Origin of the sequence: Variovorax paradoxus (assembly GCA_016806145.1) — a bacterium.
Classification (GTDB): Bacteria; Pseudomonadota; Gammaproteobacteria; order Burkholderiales; family Burkholderiaceae_C; genus Variovorax.
This window is the reverse complement of sequence record CP063166.1, coordinates 4,117,001-4,134,700: the sequence shown is the minus strand read 5'-3', so window position 1 is coordinate 4,134,700 and position 17,700 is coordinate 4,117,001. Positions and strand designations below refer to the sequence as shown.

The window sequence follows — 17,700 nt, the reverse complement described above, 5'->3', positions numbered from 1 at the left end:
CAGAATGGGGGCATGCCCCATGTCACTTCACGTCCGTCGCATCGCCTGCCGTACCGCGCATCCGCGAGCCTGCTGCTCGCCGCCTTCATCGCGGGCTGCGCCGCGCCGCCGCCCGCGCGCACGCAGACCCAGCCAATACCCGCCGTGCCGCGCGCCGCCGCGCCCGTGCCTTCGGCCACTCCCACCGCACCGGTCGCACCCGCCGTCGACGATGCCCGCATCCAGCAGGACTTCGAGCGCTGGGTCGCGCAGTTCCGCACCCAGGCGCGCGCCGCCGGCATCGACGAGGCCACCCTGCACAGCGCCTTCGACGGCGCGAGCTACCTGCCGCAGGTGGTGGAGCGCGACCGCAGCCAGGCCGAGTTCGTGCGCGCGGTCTGGGACTATCTCGACACGGCCGTCTCGGCCCAGCGCGTGGCGCGCGGCCAGGAACGGCTGCAGGCGCTGCGGCCACAGCTCGATGCCGTGGCCGCGCGCTACGGCGTGCCGGGCGAGATCGTGGTCGCGATCTGGGGCATGGAGAGCAACTACGGCGCCAACTACGGCGACATCTCGACCATCGATGCGCTCGCCACACTGGGCTTCGAGGGCCGGCGCGCCGGCTGGGCACGCGAGCAGCTGATGGCGGCGCTCAAGATCCTGCAGCGCGGCGACATCCCGCGCGACCGCATGATCGGCTCCTGGGCCGGTGCGATGGGCCAGACGCAGTTCCTGCCGACCGTGTTCCTCGCGCATGCGGTCGATGCCGACGGCGACGGCCGGCGCGACATCTGGGACAGCATGGCCGACGTCACGGCCTCGACCGCGAACTTCCTCCAGCACTCGGGCTGGCAGGCCGGCCAGCCCTGGGGCGTGGAGGTGCGGCTGCCGCCGGGCTTCGACCTCGCGCGCGCCGACGGGCAACTGCGCCAGTCGGCGAGCCAATGGACGGCCGAAGGCGTGCGCGCGATGGACGACGCCACGCCGCTGCCCGCGCTGCCCGATGCCTCGATCCTGCTGCCGGCCGGCGCGCGCGGGCCGGCTTTCCTGGTCGGGCCCAACTTCCGCACCATCCTGCGCTACAACAACGCGACCAGCTATGCGCTGGGCGTGGGCCTGCTGGCGCAGCGCCTCGCGGGCGGGCCCGGCGTGCGCGCCGACTGGCCGCGCGACCTGCAGCCGCTGTCGCGCGCCGAGACGATCGCGCTGCAGCAGGCGCTCAATGCGCGCGGCTTCGGCGCCGGCACGGCCGACGGGCTGCTGGGCCCGGCCACGCGCGATGCGATCCGGCGCTGGCAGCGCAGCGTGGGCGAGCCGGCCGACGGCTATCCGACCGTGCAGCTGCTGCAGCGCATCGCCACGCCGTAGCGCTTATTCCTCCGAGGTCGCGAGCGTGGCCTTCTGGCGCCGCGTCGCGCCCGCGCGCCACAGCGTGAGCTCGACCGCGTCGCCGGGCTGCAGGCGCTCGAGCACGGTCAGCACGTCGTCGGCGCTGCTGACGGCCGCGCCGTCGATCGCGGTGATCACGTCGCCCGGCACGATGCCGCGCTCGCCGCGCGCGAAGGCACGCAGGCCCGCGCGCGCGGCCGGGCTGTCGGGCTGCACGCGCAGGATCGCCACGCCGCGCGGCAGGTCGAGCGCGCTGTTGAGTTCCTTGGGCGCATAGGTCAGGCCCAGCGCGGGGCGCACGAAGCGGCCGTCGCGGATCAGCCGCGGCACGATGCGGTTGACCTCGTCCACGGGGATCGAGAAACCGATGCCCGCGCTCGCGCCCGAGGGGCTGAAGATGGCGGTGTTGACCCCGATCAGCCGGCCCGCCGAATCGAGCAGCGGGCCGCCCGAGTTGCCGGGATTGATCGCGGCATCGGTCTGGATCGCGCCGCGGATGGTGCGCCGGTTGACCGAATCGATCTCGCGGTTGAGCGCGCTCACGATGCCGGTGGTCAGCGTCTGGTCGAGCCCGAAGGGATTGCCGATGGCGTAGACCTTCTGGCCCACCTGCAGGTCGGCGCTGCTGCCCAGCGGCAGCGGCCGCAGCTTGGCCGCGGGCGCGTCGATGCGCAGCACCGCGAGGTCGCGATCGGGGAACACGCCCACGAGCTGTGCACGGTGGCTGCTCTGGTCGGCCAGCGTCACGCGCGCGGCGGCCGCGTTCTGGATCACGTGGTAGTTGGTGACGATGTGGCCCTGCGTGTCCCAGACGAAGCCGGTGCCCGTGCCTTGCGGCACCTGCTGCACGTTGAGCGAGAACAGGCCGCGCTCGAGCCCGATCGAGGTGATGTTGACCACCGCGGGCGAGGCGGCCTTGAACACGGCGATGTTGTTCTGCTCCTCGGCCCCGAGCGCGCCGCGCGCGGCGATCGGGCGCGGGGTGGCCTCGGCGCGCGGCTGGGCATGGCCGGGCAGGGCGAGCAGGGTGGTCGAAAGGAGGAGCGGGAGGAGGAAGAGGGTTCGCATGGCGCGGTGGGCATTGAGCGGGAGCGGGGCGGACTTTAGCGGGCCGCGGTGACCGGCGTGGGATTGCGATCGCGCCGAGCGCTTTCGGTTCTGCGCGCGCCGCGATTTTTCCGGGGTGCCCGGCTGGCGCTCGTCCGACGCGGCCCTCCCGGGCCGGCGCCAATAATCGCGCCATGCTGTCGTTCCTCCGCTCCCGTTGCCTGGCCGCCCTGGCCCTCGGCCTCCCGCTCTCGCTGCTGCTGGCCGCCGCGCCCGCCGTGGCCCAGGACCGCGCACAGGCGCTGCTGCAATTCGAGGGCGTGGCGGCGCGCTACCAGGCGGCCTACGCGCCCGGCGCCGTGGCGCGCGGCGCCAGGCAGCAGCTCGAGCCGGCCGACGAAGCCATCGCGGGCGGTGCGCTCAAGGCGCTCGATGCCGCCTCGGCCCATGCCTTCGACGCGAACGCCGCGGTTGCCGCGGTGCGCACGGCCGTGGCGGCTGCCGGGCAGGGCGGCGCGGCGCCGTCGCCCGCGGCGCTGGCCGCGGTCGCGCACCTCGCGAAGGTGCGCGCCGACTATGGCGCGATGGACGACGCGGCCCGCGCCGACTTCGTCAAGCGCCAGCAGGCCCAGCCGCCGGGACCGGCGCGCACCGCGCTGCTCGAGCGCATGGCGGTGGCCGACCTGCGCGAGATCGACTTCTCGAGCGAGCTGCTGATGACCGCCGTGGTCAAGCAGCTGGCGCGCGGCAACGCGGCCCAGTTCAGCGCGCTGCCCGAGGCCACGCTCGAGGGCGCCATCGACTCGTTGTGGTCGCGCGGCGTGACCTCCACGCGCCAGCGCAACCTGCTGATCGTCGCGCGCGAGTTCGAGCGGCAGCTCACGCTGGTGTGGCTGTCGGCGCTCGGCGAGGACGAGATCGCCGCGCTCGCGGCCTGGCGCGGCGACGCGCAGGCCGATGGCGAGCGCGAGGCGCTGGTCGGCAGCTACCGCGCCGAGGTCAAGGCCGGCGACACGCGCGCGATCCGCGCCGTGCTGCGGGCCTGGCCGCGGTAGCCGGAAGGTATCCGACGGACGGCCCGATCAGCGCCGATTCGGCGCCGAATGTAGCCATTTGGGCGTCGTCGTCGGAAAGTTCCCCGTCATTGTTTCAATTTCATGAACACCGTGGTTCATTCGAGCGAGGGTTTTCCCTTGTTTCCTGGGGCAAACTTCGAGCCCGTCCAAAAGAAGACCATCCAAGGAAAGACACTCGTATGAAGACCTCGAACATCCTCGCTGCCGCCGCCCTGTCGCTGATCGCCGTTGCCGGCGCCCACGCCGAAACCTATGAAGGCGTGCATTCCGTGACCGCCGGCTACAGCCGCGCCGACGTGGCGCCCCAGGCTGCCGCCGCTGCCCGCGAAGGCAACATCTACGCCGACGGCGCGACCGCCAACCTGGCACCCGTGGTGGCCGGCAACACCGACCGCGCCGTGGTGCGTGGCGAAGCCGTGGCAGCTGCCCACGCTCCCGGCCAGAACCTGCGCCGCGAATCGTTCCCGGGCAGCGTGATCCCCGCGCAAGCCCGCACGCTGACGCGTCAAGCCGGCCTGTGAGGCCGGGCGGCGCAAGCCGCTTTCTGCTGAAGAGAATTGGTTCGAAAACCGGGCCACGCGACGAGCGTGGCCCGGTTTTTCGTTGGGGCCCGCGTCGCGAGGCTGCTTGTGACGTGGGCTCGGCTATCGTCGGCGGATGTATCTGCCACGAGGGAGCTCCTCCATGCCATCGCGTCTTTCCCGCCTTTCGCTGCCCGCCCTGTCCCTCGGCTGCGCCGTGCTCGCCGTTGGCGGCACGGCCTTCGCCGACACGCTCAAGAAGCCCGCCCTCGACCAGCTCGCCGCGCGCTGGCAGGCCGGCCAGACTGCGAAGGACTTCCATGCCTTCCTGGCCCAGGCCGTGGCCGCGAACCCCGCGAACAAGGAGCTGGCCGCGGCCGTGTCCGCGTATGGCCGGCGCCAGCCGCTCGCAGGCGATGCGCTGGTCGACATCGCGCGCCTGCTCGGCCTGTACAACCGGCTGCACAACCAGCAGGCGGCGATCGCGACCATCGGCGCCATGGTCGCGATCCCGACCGTGCGCAACGTGCAGGTGCCGCCGCACGAGAGTCCCGCGATCCTCGACTTCGGCCGGCTGGTCGAGACGATGGCGAAGGACTTCGGCCTGAACTGGCGCAACGTCGACAACCGCATCTTCGAGGTCAGCCTCCAGGGAAGCGGCAGCGAGGAGTTCGGCATCCTCACGCATGCCGACGTGGTGCCCGCCGTGCTGTCCGAATGGGTGCTCGACGACGGCACCCGACTCGATCCCTTCACCATGACCCGCGTGGGCGACTTGCTCTACGGCCGCGGCACCATCGACGACAAGGGTTCGATCGCCGCCGTGCTCTATGCGATGAAGGCCGTCAAGGACAGCGGCCTGCCGCTCGAGCGCGGCATCCGTCTGATGATCGAGACCACCGAGGAGACCGGTGGCGACGCGATGCTCTACTACCGCAACAAGACGGCGCTGCCGGCCTACAACATCGTGCTCGACAGCAAGTACCCGGCGGTCGTGGCCGAGAAGGGCTCGGGCGCGCTCAAGGTGTTCTTCCCCGCGCAGCCCGCCGACCCCGCGGCCACCGCCATCGTCGCGATGGCCGGTGCCGCCTCGGCCAATGCGATCGCGCAGACCGCCACCGCCACGCTCAAGGGCGGCGACCTCGGCGCGGCGGCCGCGACGCTCGAGGCCGCGAAGGCCGGCTTCGTGCGCAAGTACGAAGTCCAGGGCGGCAAGTTCGCCATCGACATCGCGCGCGGCGCCGACAGCATCGAGCTCAAGGTGACCGGCGTCTCGGCCCATGGTTCGCGGCCCGAGGAGGGCGTGAACCCCGTGCCGCGCCTCGCGCTGTTCCTCAAGGAGTCGGGCCTCGCGCTCGCGCCCAACGGCTTTCGCCAGGCGGTCGACTACCTCGATGCGCTCTACGGCACGGGCTACCTTGGCGAGAAGCTGGGCCTGGGCTATGCCGACGACTTCATGGGCCCGCTGACCTTCTCGCCGAACCTGGTGCGCGCGGGCGCCGACGGTCGCGTCGAGGTCACGGTCAACGTGCGCATGCCGCGCGGCCGCACGCCCGATGAACTCAAGGCCCAGGTCACCGCGAAGGTGCAGGCCTGGGCCGACGCCGCCAAGGTCAAGCCCGACATCCAGTACGACCAAGGCAACTGGATGGCGCGCGATCCCAAGGGCGCCTGGCTCTCGACGCTGCTGAACATCTACGGCGACACCACCGGGCTGGAGGCCAAGCCCGTGCCCACGGCCGGCAGCACCACCGCCAAGCTGATGCCCAACGCGATCAACTTCGGCCCCGCGATGCCCGGCAAGAAATACACCGCGCACAACGCCAAGGAATACAAGGAAGTGCCCGACCTCGACGCGGACATGCAGATGTTCACCGAGATGCTGGTGCGGATCGGGAATCTGCCGCGGATGCAGTGAGATTCCGGTGAGCATCGAGTTCGCCACGGCCTGCGCCGTGCGCAACGCACGACGGATAGACTGAAACTCGCTCCCGCGCTAACGACCGGTGAAATGGAACGCGGGGAGCGCTCAATCAAAAAAAAGAGGGGTATGAATGGGAGGAGTCTGGGGACTATTGGGGCCTGAGCAGCTTCCGATTTCTCGTCGCACCCGAAGCCTGGGGCTCGCTGCGACCATCCGACGGTTCAATGAGCTTGCCGTTCCCGGCATGGGTGGTGTCTGGTACGGCAAGCGCTTCCTGCTGGCGACCCTGGGGATCGTGGTGGCCGAGCGTGTGCGACTGCGCGGAGGCAAGGTGCAGAACATCGAGGTCGCGAATGCCGTCGAGGCATTGGCATGCTGCCTGGCTTTCAAGGGCCAGGGGTGGCAACCCGATGCCCGCCTGCGAGGCCGCACCAAGCTGCAGGGACAGACCGCCGATCTTTCTTTCAGGAAGGTCGCGCGACGCGGCTTCTACGTGAGCCAGCCGATGCGCATGGCGGCGGTACGGGCATTGCCCGCACTGGGATTTGCCGAGAACGGCGCCACACGCTTCAATGCCTTTCGCGCCTCGGACGAAGGAGAGGCGTTCGTCGAAGATGCGTGCCGGCCTTACTCGCCCTACAACCGGTCCGTGGTCGACCATCTCGTGAAGTGGGTGCGCGGAGAGGAAAACCGCACCGACACCGCCTACTTGAGCGACGCGTTGTCTCCCTTGCTGGCGTTGCCGGCTTCCGCCTGCACGCAGATCCGGGCACGGCTCGAACTGGGTGGAAAGAACGAGGAGCCCGACAGTCGCCTGCGTCGACGCAGCGCATTGAACTGGGTCGCTCGTCTCGACACCGACCCGACGACGGATTGGCGCAGGCCCGCCGAGATTTCGGACGATAGGCATTGGCACGACCTGCAGGCGGGCGCTGCGTTCTTTGCCGTTCGCGATGCCGCCATCGCGACGCTCGATGCGGTGGAGGGGGCCATGGGGCCCGAAGGGCGGCCGACCTCCATCGATGACGCGGCGCGACGCACCGGGCATTCCATCGATGCGCTGCGGCGGACGGCGAACGAATTCCTCGCGCTCGGGCATCGAGACGCGGAAGCCCTCGATTTCTCCCGCCTGTGCGCGGCCGACAGCCCGGCGCAGGTTCTCCGGGGCCTGGTCGAGCGCGACGGCAGGGTGCTTCGCCTCGCCGGCAGCGAGGTACGGCCGGCGGGCGCGGCATTTCGCGGCACGGCCATCGAGGAATCCTCGCAGGCGGACGAAGACGACGATGGCCCGACGGGCGACGTTCGCGTTCCCACCGGAATTTCCTATCGCGTGCGCAACCTGTACCTGCTGAACCTCGACATGCAAGGCCGTCTCGGCGAATGGCTTCAAAGGAATCGATCGGAGGCGGCGCATGAGCAGTGACCGTGGTCGTCTGAGCCTGCCTTCGCTGGCTCAGCATTTCGATGCGCCTGAAGGCTACGTTGGTCATTTCGGCTGGATCTGCGGATATTCGGCCGATGCCCCGTTCCTGAACGACGCAGCCGAGCGCTTCACGGCGCTCACGAAGGACCAGCGCGCCAGCCAGGGTCACGTCGCGCTGGCCCTGATCGTCGACCCTGGCCATCCGCCGATCGGCTTCATCGACGCGCCGGGCATCGCTCATCTCGCGATCCTGGAGGCGCGGGACAAGCCCTTTCGGCTGCTGCACGCCAAGGTCGCGCTCTTGGGCTATCGCCATCTGGAGCAGCGCGATCGCTGGCGTCTGCGATTGGTCGTTGCGACGGGAAACTGGACACGCCAGACGCTCGAGGACAGCCTCGATCTGGCGTGGCGCGTCGAGGTCGACAGCGATTCGTTGGCGGAGCCCGCGGCCGACGATCGCCGGGCGTGCGCGGACATCGGTGCCGCCCAGGGGCTGCTGGGTGCCATCCGGGCGTGGTTCGACACCCGGCTGCTGGACGCATCGCCGTCGGGCTCCGAGCATGTCCAACTGCTCGATGCCTGGATGGCACGGTGCGCGGCGGCGGCAGCGGGCGAACCGCGGTTCTTCGACAACAGGCATGCCTCCTTGCTGAGCCAACTGCCGACCAAGGTGAAGGCCGAAAGCGAATCCGGCCCCCGAAACTATCTGGCCATGGGCTCCGGTTTCTACGAATCGGGGACCCGCCCGTCGGAAGCGCCTTCGGTGCCCGTCGCGGCGATCCGCGCACTGAAGGAGGCCTCGTTGTTGACCCGGGCCGCGGAGGTGGATCTCTTCGTCAACCGGCTGGCGTGCCAGGCGGTGGCGTCCTCGGTACAGGCCCTGGAAGACCAAGGCGTGAAAGTGAGACCCGCTGCGGCCCCGTCACCGCTGTTCGGCGACAACAGTGCGCGGACGCTGCACGCCAAGTTCCTGTTCAGCGCGAAGTACGCCAGCAACGCCCCCCGATGCAATGGCGCCTGGATCTACCTGGGCTCGGGCAATCTCACGGGGCCGGGGTTCGCGAACGCGATGAGCCCTTCATCGGGAAATCTCGAGGCCGGCGTCGTCTTCGCGCCCGGTCCCCTGTACTGGCATGCGGACCGGGGAATCGAGGCCCATCAGGTCGTCGGCAATCTGCTGCCGATCCAATGGACCGAGGCCTTCGATGGTTCCACGGTCCTGTCGGCCGGCGATTCCTTCGAACGGCCCGAGACCTTGCATACGGCGCCGCCGGTGGCCTGGCTCGCGTGGTGCGAGACAGGCGATGGCGGATTCCTTTCGCTGCCCGCCGAAGTGCTGGACTACGAACTCGCCTTCCAGGTGCTGACGCCCGAAGGCATTCCAGGCGTCGTGAGCGGTGGCACCATCCCATGGACGGGGCGCCGCCCTCGGGTCGTGCGCTGCCGGTGGAATGCCGATGGCACGCGGAAGGAAGCGGACATCCCCGTGATCGACGAGTTCGGACGCATTGCGGCAGCCAAGCTGATGCCTCTGGGGGTCGACGAGGGCTGGTGGCAGTTGGCGGACTTTCCGCTGGTGCCGATCGAGGAGACCTCCAATGATGATCCCGATTCACGGGACGACCACCCGGGCGAGCCGGGCGGGGAAGGCGGTCGCACGCTGGTGTCGAGCTATTCGATCCGCCAGATGATGGAGCTGATCGAGAACATCGCCGAAAAGCAGACGGCCATCGACAGGCGCGATTGGGAGCCCTGGTGCCGACGGCTCGAACAGACGCTGGTTCGCATGAGGGACAGCGGACCGGTGGCCTATTTCCGGATGCAGCAGGCGCCGAAGTTGAATCCCTTGAGTCCTCTGCGGTGCGCTCCCTTTCGCCCGAGCTTCGCCGAAACCGCCGAAACCTCCGAGGGGCGGCTCTACGAGGAGGCGCTCCGGCGCATCGAACTCAGCTGGGGCGTGGACGAGATGGTGTCGATGGGAGAACTGCAATGAGCCGGTCATTTGCGGGCTGGGAGGCCGTCGGGCGGAATCTGCAGGAGATCGCCGCCGGCCACGCCATCGAACTCAACGCGGGGCAGCGTGCCAGCCTCGTCGCCATCGCCGAGCGCCTGCCGGGCAACGGCGTGCTCATCGCGGACGAAGTCGGACTGGGCAAGACGCGCATTGCCGCGGCCGTCGCGCGTGGCGTGATCGACGCCGGAGGACGCGTCGCCATCATCGTTCCGCCGGTGCTGGGCTATCAGTGGCGCGAAGAGCTGCAGCGCAAGGCGCACATCGAGAACACGCCCCTGATCATTCGAAGCCTGGACGCGTACCTGGATGCGTGGAAGCAAGGGGCCGGCGCAGAGGAACCCTGGGGAGATCACCCGGCGTTGCTGATCTCGCATGCCTTTTGCAACTGGTCGATCAAGGGCAATACCAAGACCAACTGGAAGTGGACGCTGCTGCCGGCCACCCTGATCTTGGCCCGGAAGCGGAGTTCGGTGAGGGGGCAGCGTCCGCGTGGCTACAAGGGCGATGGAAAGATGAACGACGCCCGCGTCGCAGCTGCGGCGGAGTGGATTCTCCAGAATTCGGACGAGGCCTTGCTCGATGCACTGGCCTTTCACCCTGAACTGAATCGCTGGGGTGCGGAGTCGCCGTTGTTTAAGCCCGGCAACTACCTCAAGCGCACGGTATTCAGGAGCGCGCTCGAACAGGTGGTGGGCCTCGGGCTCGGGCGCTTCGATCTCGTGATCGTCGACGAGGCGCACAAGAGCCGGGGCGAGGAAAGCAATCTCAACCGCCTGCTGGATTTCGTCGTGCAGCCCGGCGCCGATGCGAGGCGGCTTGCGATGACGGCAACGCCGATCGAACTGGACGCGAAGCAATGGACCTCGACGCTTCGGCGCCTGGGAACGGACTTGCCCCGCGCCCAGCGGTTGATCGATGACTATGCGGCCGCGGTCAAGCAGGTGCGCGCCAGCCCCACCGATGCGGAAACGCGAGCTGCGTTCGGCGAGGCGGCCCAGAGCTTCAAGAGCGCCTTCGGTTCGGTCCTGGTGCGTCGAGACAAGCGGGACGATCCCTGGGTCAGGCGCTTCGCCGAGCTGTCGGGAGAGAGCCACCATGCCTACAGGCGCGAGCGAGCCATCGCGATCGACGCGGCAAGCCTGCCGCCAGCGTGGCGGCAGGCGGTCTGTGCCGCCGAAGCCCTGTCGTTCGCGACGCGGGGCAGCGACGACGCGGTCGCCAAGCGCTTGCGATTGACGCTGGGCAATGGACATGGAATCGCCGCACTGATGGATCAGCTGCTGCAGGATGCCGAGGAAGACAAGGCGCAGGCCGAGGCGGATGGTGCGGGCCCGGTCGAAGCCGCGGATCCCGTGATTGCAGCACCCAGGAACAAGCGGGAGCAGCGTGCCGACTGGTGGAAGCAAAGGATGGCCGACGCGTTTCGCGAGGGGGCGACGCCGTCGAGCGATGCGGCCCTCTACGAGCATCCGGCCATTTCGGCGGCCGTCGAGGCGATCGAAGCCACCTGCGGACCTGCTGCCAACGAAAAGGTGCTGGTCTTCGGTCGATTCACGCGGCCGATGCGTTCGCTGGTCCGGCTTCTCAATGCCCGCGCGTTGCTGCGCAGCCTCGACAGCGGCGTGCTCTGGCCGCAGGAGAAGCTGGCCGATACCGAGCGCGCCGCCGTGCTCGCCGCGCTGCGCCAATCGGGCCGGCGCGATTCGCTCGATGACATCGACAGTCGACTGAAAACCCAATACGCGGCGCTGGAACAGCAGCGGGAAACGTTCAGGACCCATCTGGTGGCGTCGATCGCGCAGGGCTTCGGATCGATCGAGGTCGGACATCGGATCCGGTCGATCTACGAGGCGTTTGCAGCACGCGTGGAACACGAGGCCGGACGCGAGACCCCCCGCCATGCGGGTGTGCTGGCGCTGGTGGCGCGCGCGATCCAGGACCTCATGGGGCACGGCGATGCCGCCGTGGACGCGGGACGTATCGCGGCAGCCTTCGTCGAGCTGGTCGACGCGGCCAGCGACCAGGAAGACCGCTCCGATGCGGAGGGCCAGGGCGGGCAGGCACAGGCAGTGCAACGATGGGAAGCGCTCGAAGAGCGGCTGAGGGGTGAGTTCAATCTGGCGGAGGGTGCTTTCGCGCGCCTGATGCACGGAGACACCCGGCCCCACACGCGCCGGATGCTCCAGCTCGCATTCAATCGCGAGCACAGCCACCCCAAGGTGCTCGTGGTCCAGTCGGTCGTGGGCCGCGAGGGGCTGAACCTTCACACCGCGTGCCGGACGGTCGTCCTGCTTCATCCGGAGTGGAATCCGGGTGTCGTGGAGCAGCAGATCGGCCGCGTGGACCGCATCGGGAGCCTGTGGCAATCGAAGTTCCAGGCCTGGGAGAAAGCCGGCCCCGATTTGGCTGGCGACGGCCCGCCCCGCATCGAGATCCGGCCCGTGGTTTTCAAGGGAAGCTACGACGAGGAGAACTGGCGGGTGTTGCGCGAGCGCTGGGAGGAGCTGAGGGCACAGCTTCACGGCGTCGTGGTCAACGAGCACGCGAGCGACGAGCTCATGCGACAGCTGGCGCGGGAGATCAATGCCCTGGCGCCTGATTTCTCTCCTGCACCGATCCGGCCCGCTCATTGATCGAAGGGGCCAAGTCGCCCTGCCACTGCGCGGCAAAGCCCCGGAGCTCCACCAGCTCGTCGAGGATCGGACACGCGGGCCGGTGGTCGCCCCGGCACAGGCCCGCGAGCCGCTCGAGCACGCGCTTCGTCGCCTGCAGCTCCTCGATGCGCGAATCGAGCGCCTCGGCGCGGCACAGCGTGAGGCGCTTGACCTCGGCGCTCGCGCGTTCCTCGTCGCGCCACAGCGCCACCAGTTGCTCGATCTCGTCCATGGCGAAGCCCAGTGCCAGCGCGCGGCGCGCGAAGCGCAGCACGGCGACGTGGGCGTGCGTGTAGCGGGGCTCGGCCGCGCCGATCAGGCCGCGCGCCTCGCACTGGCGCAGCAGCCGTTGCGAAACGCCGGCGCGCGCGAGCGCGGCCTCGAGGTCGAACCGCGGCGCGGTGTCGGCGTGGACGGGCGATGGAAGGGTGCGAGGGGTCATGCGGCCTCCTGTGGAAGAGGCCCGAAGTCTTCGGTCTCGCACGGTGTCAAGGTCAAGCCGCGGCGCGGCTTTTCCTTGCGGCGCGTGGGCCTATCGCAGGCCGTGCGCCTGCAGCACCGTCTTGAGCCTGCGCACCTCGTGCTGCAGGTCGAGGATCAGCGCCGCGGCATCGAGGCCGACGCCGAAGTCGCGCTCGAGCCGCCGTGCCTCCAGCGCATGCTGCAGGTCGGCGCTCGAGAAGCGCCAGCGCTCGGGCTGCGCCTCCTCGGTCTCGATGCGCACGATGCCGACCTCGACCAGTTGCACGACCCAGGCGGTGTCGGCACCGCAGGCATGGGCGAGTTCGCTCGCGGCCAGCGGATGCAGTTGGCCGACGGCGGTGGTGGTGATGGAAACGGTCGCCATCTCAGACTCCCAGGTGCTGGCGTGGGTTGAACGAGGCCGAGGCCTTCGCGAGCGCCTCGTAGGCGCTGCGCGCGGCCTCGCTGTCGGCGGGCGGCAGCGCGATGTCGAGCAGCAGGTAGAGGTCGCCGGGCGTCTTGCCCGCGAGGCCGCGGCCCTTGAGGCGCAGCTTGAGGCCGCTCTTGGCCTGCTTCGGCACCGTGACCTCGACCGCGCCGCCGCCGGGCAGCGGCACCTCGACCTGCGCGCCGAGCGCGGCCTCGGTGGGCGTGACCGGCAGGGTCATGTAGAGGTCGCGCGCCTCGACGCGGTAGAGCTTGTGCGGCGCGATGCGCACCTCGAGGTAGAGGTCGCCGGCCGGCTCGCCGCCATGGCCCGGCAGGCCCTGGCCCGCGAGGCGGATGAACTGGCCCGGATGCACGCCGGGCGGGATCTTCACGCTCAGGGTGCGCGTTTCCCAGCGCGGCTGGCCCTGCGCGTCGAGCACCTGCGAGCGCAGGCTGATCTCGCGCTCGGCGCCGCCGAGGGCGTCTTCGAGCGCGATCTCGATCGCCGCATGGTGGTCCTCGCCGCGCGCGCGGAAGTTCTGCCGCGCGGCGCCGCGGCGCTCGGCCTCGCCGAACATCGAGGAGAAGAACTCGCTGAAGTCGGCATGGTCGGCCGGGCCCTGGCGCGGTCCGCGGTGGAACTCGAAGCCGGTGTCCCAGCCCGGCGGCGGCTGGAAGTCGCCGTCGGGGCGGCCGCCGCGCGCCACGCGGTCGGCCAGGGCGTCGTAGGCGGCGCGCTTCTCCTTGTCGCCGAGCACGTCCTTGGCTTCGTTGATGTCGCGCATGCGCTGCTCGGCGTCGGGCTCCTTGCTGACGTCGGGGTGGTACTTGCGCGCGAGCTTGCGGTAGGCCTTGCGCACCTCGTCGTCCGACGCGGTGCGCTCGATGCCCAGGGCGCTGTAGTAGTCCTTGAATTCCATGGTCTTGGTGTGGGGTGTGGGGACGGCTCGCGCGCGGTGCTCGGAGAACCCTAGGCCAGCGCGGCGTCGCCGTCGGCATGCCGCAGCAGCGGCGTCACGGCCCATGTGGGGCCGCTGCGGTCGAAACGCAATGGCTGCGCGTTGCCCAGCAGCCCCAGGTCGACCGGCACGCCCAGCAGCGCGGCCAGCGCATAGAGCGTGCCGCCGTGCGCCACCACCAGCACCGGCGCGGGCTGGGCCAGGGCCTCGGCCAGCGCGGCGCGCTTGCGCGCGACGAACTGGGCCAGCGTCTCGCCGCCCTCGGGCTCGCAGGCCCAGTCGATGTTGGCCGACGAGGTGCCGATCAGCGCGCCGAAGTTGCGCTCGCGCAGCACGGCCTGCGCGGTGGGCACCAGCTTCAGCGCGCTGCCCACCGCGTGAGCGGTGTCGAAGGCGCGCCGCGCGTCGGAGCAGACGATGGTGCGGATCGGCTCGCCCGCCAGCAGCTCGGCCGCGCGCGCGGCCTGCCGCAGGCCGAGCTCGCTCAGCGGCTCGTCGGTGGCCTGGAAGATGCGCTGCGCGTTGCGGCCGGTCTGGCCGTGGCGCAGGAAGTAGAAGTGGTCGCAGGCCGGCGCCAGCGGCTGGGCGGCGGCGAGGGCGATCAACTGGTCGAGGCCCGAGGGCCGGTGGCCGGAGGCGGAAGCAGTGGCGGCAGGGGTTTGGGACATGGCGTCGATTCTGCGCAATCCATGTGTCGCAGCGGCGGGCTCGGGTTTGCTCGATCTCAGTAGGCGAACTGCAGCGGCCGTCCCTCGCGCTGCGCCTCGACGTCGGCGCGGTGGAAGGGCAGCGCGTGCCACTGCTTGGCCGCGAACAGCGGCAACTGGTCGTAGGCGCGCGGCGAAGCAAGGTCGCTGCTCTGGCCGTAGGTCAAAAGGCCCTGCGCCACCGGCCCGCGCTCGTCGAAGCTCACCACCTGGATGTAGCTGCTGCCGTAGTTGACCTGGTAGCCCCTCGGGTCGATCAGCGACTGGCCCTGCGACTCGAGCTTGTTGAGCACGCCCTCGAACTCGTCGCCGCCATGCAGCGCGATTCGCTGGCCGCGCACCTCGCGCGACTGCGGCACGCCCAGCGGCACGTCGGCCGCGAAGCCCGCGGTGCGCAGGATGCCGACCGCGTCGCCCAGGGCCTTGAAGACCGCGGCGCGGGTGGCGGGCGCGGCCATGTCGAGCCCGGCCGGCGTGGTGACGGGCTGCGCCGGATCGAAGGGCAGGCGCCAGACCTTCGGGATGTCCTTGGCCTTGCGCCAGAACTCGCGGAACAGCGCCGCGCCCTTTGCGTCGGCGTTGCTGGTGCGGTCCCAGGCCGCGAGCACGCGGCAGCCCAGCGCCTGGTCGACGTCGAGCGCGCCGCCGGCGGCCGCGCAGGCCGCCTGCAGGTCGTCCATCACCAGCAGGCCCGCGAGGTTGCGGTCGCGGAAGATCACGCTGCGCAGCTCGGCCGCGCCCATGCGGTTGCCGGGCAGGCCGTCGGCGCCCGCGAGCCGGCCCTCGATCTCGAGGATGCCGCTGCGCGTTCGCAGCCGCTGCGGCACGCCCACCGGCCCGACCAGCGGCGACACGCCCGCCATCGGCGCGATGCGCGGGTTGCTGAGCCAGTAGCTGTCGTTGCTGTTCTGCACCCAGTCGGGCGTGACCACGACCGGCATGCGCACCGGCGCGATGAGGCCCGGCGACGCGGCCGTGGCATCGCGCTGCCAGGCGCAGGCGGCGCGCGAGCCGTCGAGCACCGCGAGGCCGGCCGCGTTGAGCAGCGCCGCGGCGCCCGGGGAGGGCGCGCAGGCGCGCAGCTGCTCGGCCGAGACGTCGGGCACCGCCGAGAGGTCGGCGTACATCGCGTTGCCGTCGCGGTCGGCCGCGATGGTGTTGATCCACGGCATGCCCTGGTTGCCCATCGCGGCGCGCAGCTCGGCCACGTTGCGCGCCTGCGCCATGCGCATCCAGGCCTCGGCCGAGCGCACGTTGAGCGTGTTGGCGTCGCGGATCGCATAGGCGCGCTGCGCGGTCCAGCCCAGGCCGGCCTTGGGCAGCGCGATCAGCGGGCCCCATTCGCTCTCGTAGAAGGTGTGCTGCAGCGCGGGCGCGCCCTCGCTCGCCGGCAGGGTCACGGTGCGCGCCGTCATGCGGCGGCGCTGGCCGTCGACGATGTAGACGGTCGGGTCGGCCGGATCGAGCTGCAGCTCGTAGAGCGTGAATCGCTTGCCGGTCGACACGGTGTGGGTCCAGGCCACGTCCTTGTTGAAGCCGATCGCCACCACCGGGCTCAGGCCGCCGGTGGCGCCCATCACGTCGACGCGGCCGGGGATCGTCAGGTGCAGTTGCCAGAAGCGGTTGGTGCCGGTCCACGGGAAGTGCGGGTTGCCCAGCAGCAGGCCGCGGCCGTCGGGCGTGGCGTTGCGCCCGAAGGCCCAGCCGTTGGAGCCGAGCTCGCCGCCCTCGGGGTTGGCGTTGAAGCTGTGGCGGCCGATCTCGGCCACCGCCTGCTCGAGCGGCACCGGCGCCGCGCCGGTGCGCGCGCCCGGCGCGGGCGGCGCCGCCTCGAGCACCGCGCCCGCGAGCGCGCCCAGGCCGCCCTGGATCATCGATTGCTCGGTGGCGCGCGCCAGGTCGGCCGCCGTCATCGGCCGTACCCAGGGCTTGCCGCGGCAGGCCGCGGGCAGGCCGTTGGGCCCGGCGTCCTGCAGGTAGCGGTTGTAGCCGGCCACATAGCCGCGCAGCATGGCCTGCACCTCGGTGCTGGCGGTGGCGCCGGCGCGCGCGAGCGCGGTGTCGTCCATGTGGTAGCGCACGAACAGGTCGATCTGCGCGTTGGGCATCAGGCCCAGGCCGAAGGCGCCGCGTTCCTGCGCGCCGAAGAAGCGCGAGCGCTCGCCGCGCATCGTCACCATGTGCTCGGCGGTCTGGCAGACGTTGTCCTGCGCATGCGCGTAGGCGGCGCCGAAGGCCAGGCCTTCGTAGTCGGGCGCGGTGACGTGGGCGATGCCGTAGGTGGTGCGCTCGATCGTGACCGCGCGCCCCGAGGGCGGCGGGGCGCTGGCGCAGCCCGCGAGCAGCAGCGCTGTGGCGAGCAGGGAAAGGGGAAGGGTGGCTGCCTGTCTCTTGGTGTTGTGCATGGTGGTGCGGCGCGAAGCCTTCGTTGGAAAACAGCGGGGGACCGAGCGTAGGCCCGCCTCTGCCGCGCCACCTGTCGCCGGCGCGGCAGCCGGCGCCGGAACGTCTCGCTTCAGCCGAAGCGCATGCCCTTCGGGCGCGCCTGCAGCCGCTCGACGTAGGCGTCGATCCGGGGGCGGTTCGAGCGGCCGCCGAAGGCGCGCAGGTAGATGAACATCGAGCCGATCATCACGTCGGCCGCGGTGAACTGCGCGCCGAACAGGTAGGGGCCGTCGCCGAGCTCGCGCTCGACCGCGTCCTTGGCCTCCTCGAAGTCGGTCCAGCCGCGCGCGCTGTTGTTGCTGCGCAGCCTGAGCATGCTGTCGCCCATCGCGGGCTCGAGCTGCGCGGTCGAATAGACCATCAGCGACAGGAAGCGGCCGCGCTCGGGCGTGCCCACGGGCGGGGCCAGCTTCTTCGCGGGGTACTTCTCGGCGATGTAGAGGCAGATGGCCGCGTTCTCGAACAGCCGCGTGCGGCCGTCGACCAGCGCGGGCAGCTTGCCGGCCGGGTTGATCTTGCGGAACTCGCGTGTCTTGTGCGCCTTCTCGCGCAGCAGCGTGGGCACGATCTCGTAGTCCACGCCGGCCTCGTCGAGCATCCACTTGGCGACCTGCGCGCGGCTGTGCGGGTCGAAATACAGCTTCATGGTCATGAGGGTGTCTTCCTTGGGT

General features: G+C 70.5%; 14 protein-coding genes. 7 read left to right on the top strand and 7 right to left on the bottom strand.

Annotation, left to right across the window (positions count from 1 at the left end; translation table 11 throughout):
- The first annotated feature begins 12 nt into the window (after positions 1-12).
- Positions 13-1,347 (top strand): lytic murein transglycosylase, encoded by a 1,335-nt coding sequence (locus tag INQ48_19395; protein QRF55552.1) that lies wholly within the window; start codon positions 13-15, stop codon positions 1,345-1,347.
- 3 nt (positions 1,348-1,350) lie between these two features.
- Here the strand turns inward: INQ48_19395 and INQ48_19390 are convergent, their stop codons facing one another.
- Positions 1,351-2,436, bottom strand: a complete 1,086-nt coding sequence (locus tag INQ48_19390) for a trypsin-like peptidase domain-containing protein (GenBank protein QRF55551.1) — start codon at positions 2,434-2,436, stop codon at positions 1,351-1,353.
- A gap of 173 nt (positions 2,437-2,609) precedes the next feature.
- Between INQ48_19390 and INQ48_19385 the strand changes: the two genes are divergently transcribed.
- The 6 genes from INQ48_19385 to INQ48_19360 all read left to right on the top strand — a co-directional run bounded on the left by INQ48_19385 (position 2,610) and on the right by INQ48_19360 (position 12,006).
- Positions 2,610-3,470 carry a hypothetical protein gene (locus INQ48_19385; GenBank protein ID QRF55550.1) on the top strand — a complete coding sequence of 287 codons (861 nt, stop codon included), beginning with the start codon at positions 2,610-2,612 and terminating at the stop codon, positions 3,468-3,470.
- A 200-nt stretch (positions 3,471-3,670) separates the two neighbouring features.
- Complete coding sequence (locus tag INQ48_19380) at positions 3,671-4,012, top strand: alpha/beta hydrolase (GenBank protein ID QRF55549.1); 342 nt, start codon at positions 3,671-3,673, stop codon at positions 4,010-4,012.
- Positions 4,013-4,175: 163 nt separating this feature from the next.
- Positions 4,176-5,930: a dipeptidase gene (locus tag INQ48_19375; protein ID QRF55548.1), complete on the top strand. Its 1,755-nt coding sequence runs from the start codon at positions 4,176-4,178 to the stop codon at positions 5,928-5,930.
- Between the two features lie 250 nt (positions 5,931-6,180).
- Entirely contained in the window at positions 6,181-7,359 is a 1,179-nt protein-coding gene (locus INQ48_19370; protein ID QRF55547.1) for a hypothetical protein, read from the top strand.
- Positions 7,349-9,352, top strand: a complete 2,004-nt coding sequence (locus INQ48_19365) for a hypothetical protein (GenBank protein ID QRF55546.1) — start codon at positions 7,349-7,351, stop codon at positions 9,350-9,352. The genes INQ48_19370 and INQ48_19365 overlap by 11 nt, the downstream gene beginning before the upstream one ends.
- The gene (locus INQ48_19360; GenBank protein ID QRF55545.1) at positions 9,349-12,006 is read left to right on the top strand and encodes a DEAD/DEAH box helicase; all 2,658 of its coding nucleotides are present in this window, start codon (positions 9,349-9,351) and stop codon (positions 12,004-12,006) included. The genes INQ48_19365 and INQ48_19360 overlap by 4 nt, the downstream gene beginning before the upstream one ends.
- On the opposite strand, the gene INQ48_19355 is transcribed toward INQ48_19360, so the two are convergent.
- The 6 genes from INQ48_19355 to INQ48_19330 form a co-directional block, all read right to left on the bottom strand.
- The gene (locus INQ48_19355) at positions 11,954-12,469 is read right to left on the bottom strand and encodes a MerR family DNA-binding protein (GenBank protein ID QRF55544.1); all 516 of its coding nucleotides are present in this window, start codon (positions 12,467-12,469) and stop codon (positions 11,954-11,956) included. The two genes, INQ48_19360 and INQ48_19355, sit on opposite strands and share 53 nt — an antisense overlap.
- Positions 12,470-12,559: 90 nt before the next feature.
- The gene (locus tag INQ48_19350) at positions 12,560-12,874 is read right to left on the bottom strand and encodes a MerR family transcriptional regulator (GenBank protein QRF55543.1); all 315 of its coding nucleotides are present in this window, start codon (positions 12,872-12,874) and stop codon (positions 12,560-12,562) included.
- 1 nt (position 12,875) lies between these two features.
- Positions 12,876-13,838 carry a DnaJ domain-containing protein gene (locus INQ48_19345; protein ID QRF55542.1) on the bottom strand — a complete coding sequence of 321 codons (963 nt, stop codon included), beginning with the start codon at positions 13,836-13,838 and terminating at the stop codon, positions 12,876-12,878.
- Positions 13,839-13,888: 50 nt separating this feature from the next.
- The gene (locus INQ48_19340) at positions 13,889-14,545 is read right to left on the bottom strand and encodes a histidine phosphatase family protein (GenBank protein QRF55541.1); all 657 of its coding nucleotides are present in this window, start codon (positions 14,543-14,545) and stop codon (positions 13,889-13,891) included.
- A gap of 56 nt (positions 14,546-14,601) precedes the next feature.
- Positions 14,602-16,989 (bottom strand): penicillin acylase family protein, encoded by a 2,388-nt coding sequence (locus INQ48_19335; protein QRF55540.1) that lies wholly within the window; start codon positions 16,987-16,989, stop codon positions 14,602-14,604.
- A gap of 110 nt (positions 16,990-17,099) precedes the next feature.
- A complete protein-coding gene (locus tag INQ48_19330) occupies positions 17,100-17,681 on the bottom strand; it encodes a glutathione S-transferase family protein (protein QRF55539.1) in 582 nt (193 codons plus the stop codon).
- Between the last annotated feature and the right edge of the window lie 19 nt (positions 17,682-17,700).

Excerpts from the sequence above, each read along its gene's own strand:
- INQ48_19390 (QRF55551.1), bottom strand. The coding sequence starts at position 2,436 with ATGCGAACCCTCTTCCTCCTCCCGCTCCTCCTTTCGACCACCCTGCTC.
- INQ48_19395 (QRF55552.1), top strand. The coding sequence starts at position 13 with ATGCCCCATGTCACTTCACGTCCGTCGCATCGCCTGCCGTACCGCGCA.
- INQ48_19335 (QRF55540.1), bottom strand. The coding sequence starts at position 16,989 with ATGCACAACACCAAGAGACAGGCAGCCACCCTTCCCCTTTCCCTGCTC.
- INQ48_19350 (QRF55543.1), bottom strand. The coding sequence starts at position 12,874 with ATGGCGACCGTTTCCATCACCACCACCGCCGTCGGCCAACTGCATCCG.
- INQ48_19340 (QRF55541.1), bottom strand. The coding sequence starts at position 14,545 with ATGTCCCAAACCCCTGCCGCCACTGCTTCCGCCTCCGGCCACCGGCCC.
- INQ48_19330 (QRF55539.1), bottom strand. The coding sequence starts at position 17,681 with ATGACCATGAAGCTGTATTTCGACCCGCACAGCCGCGCGCAGGTCGCC.
- INQ48_19385 (QRF55550.1), top strand. The coding sequence starts at position 2,610 with ATGCTGTCGTTCCTCCGCTCCCGTTGCCTGGCCGCCCTGGCCCTCGGC.
- INQ48_19370 (QRF55547.1), top strand. The coding sequence starts at position 6,181 with ATGGGTGGTGTCTGGTACGGCAAGCGCTTCCTGCTGGCGACCCTGGGG.
- INQ48_19365 (QRF55546.1), top strand. The coding sequence starts at position 7,349 with ATGAGCAGTGACCGTGGTCGTCTGAGCCTGCCTTCGCTGGCTCAGCAT.
- INQ48_19360 (QRF55545.1), top strand. The coding sequence starts at position 9,349 with ATGAGCCGGTCATTTGCGGGCTGGGAGGCCGTCGGGCGGAATCTGCAG.
- INQ48_19345 (QRF55542.1), bottom strand. The coding sequence starts at position 13,838 with ATGGAATTCAAGGACTACTACAGCGCCCTGGGCATCGAGCGCACCGCG.
- INQ48_19355 (QRF55544.1), bottom strand. The coding sequence starts at position 12,469 with ATGACCCCTCGCACCCTTCCATCGCCCGTCCACGCCGACACCGCGCCG.
- INQ48_19380 (QRF55549.1), top strand. The coding sequence starts at position 3,671 with ATGAAGACCTCGAACATCCTCGCTGCCGCCGCCCTGTCGCTGATCGCC.
- INQ48_19375 (QRF55548.1), top strand. The coding sequence starts at position 4,176 with ATGCCATCGCGTCTTTCCCGCCTTTCGCTGCCCGCCCTGTCCCTCGGC.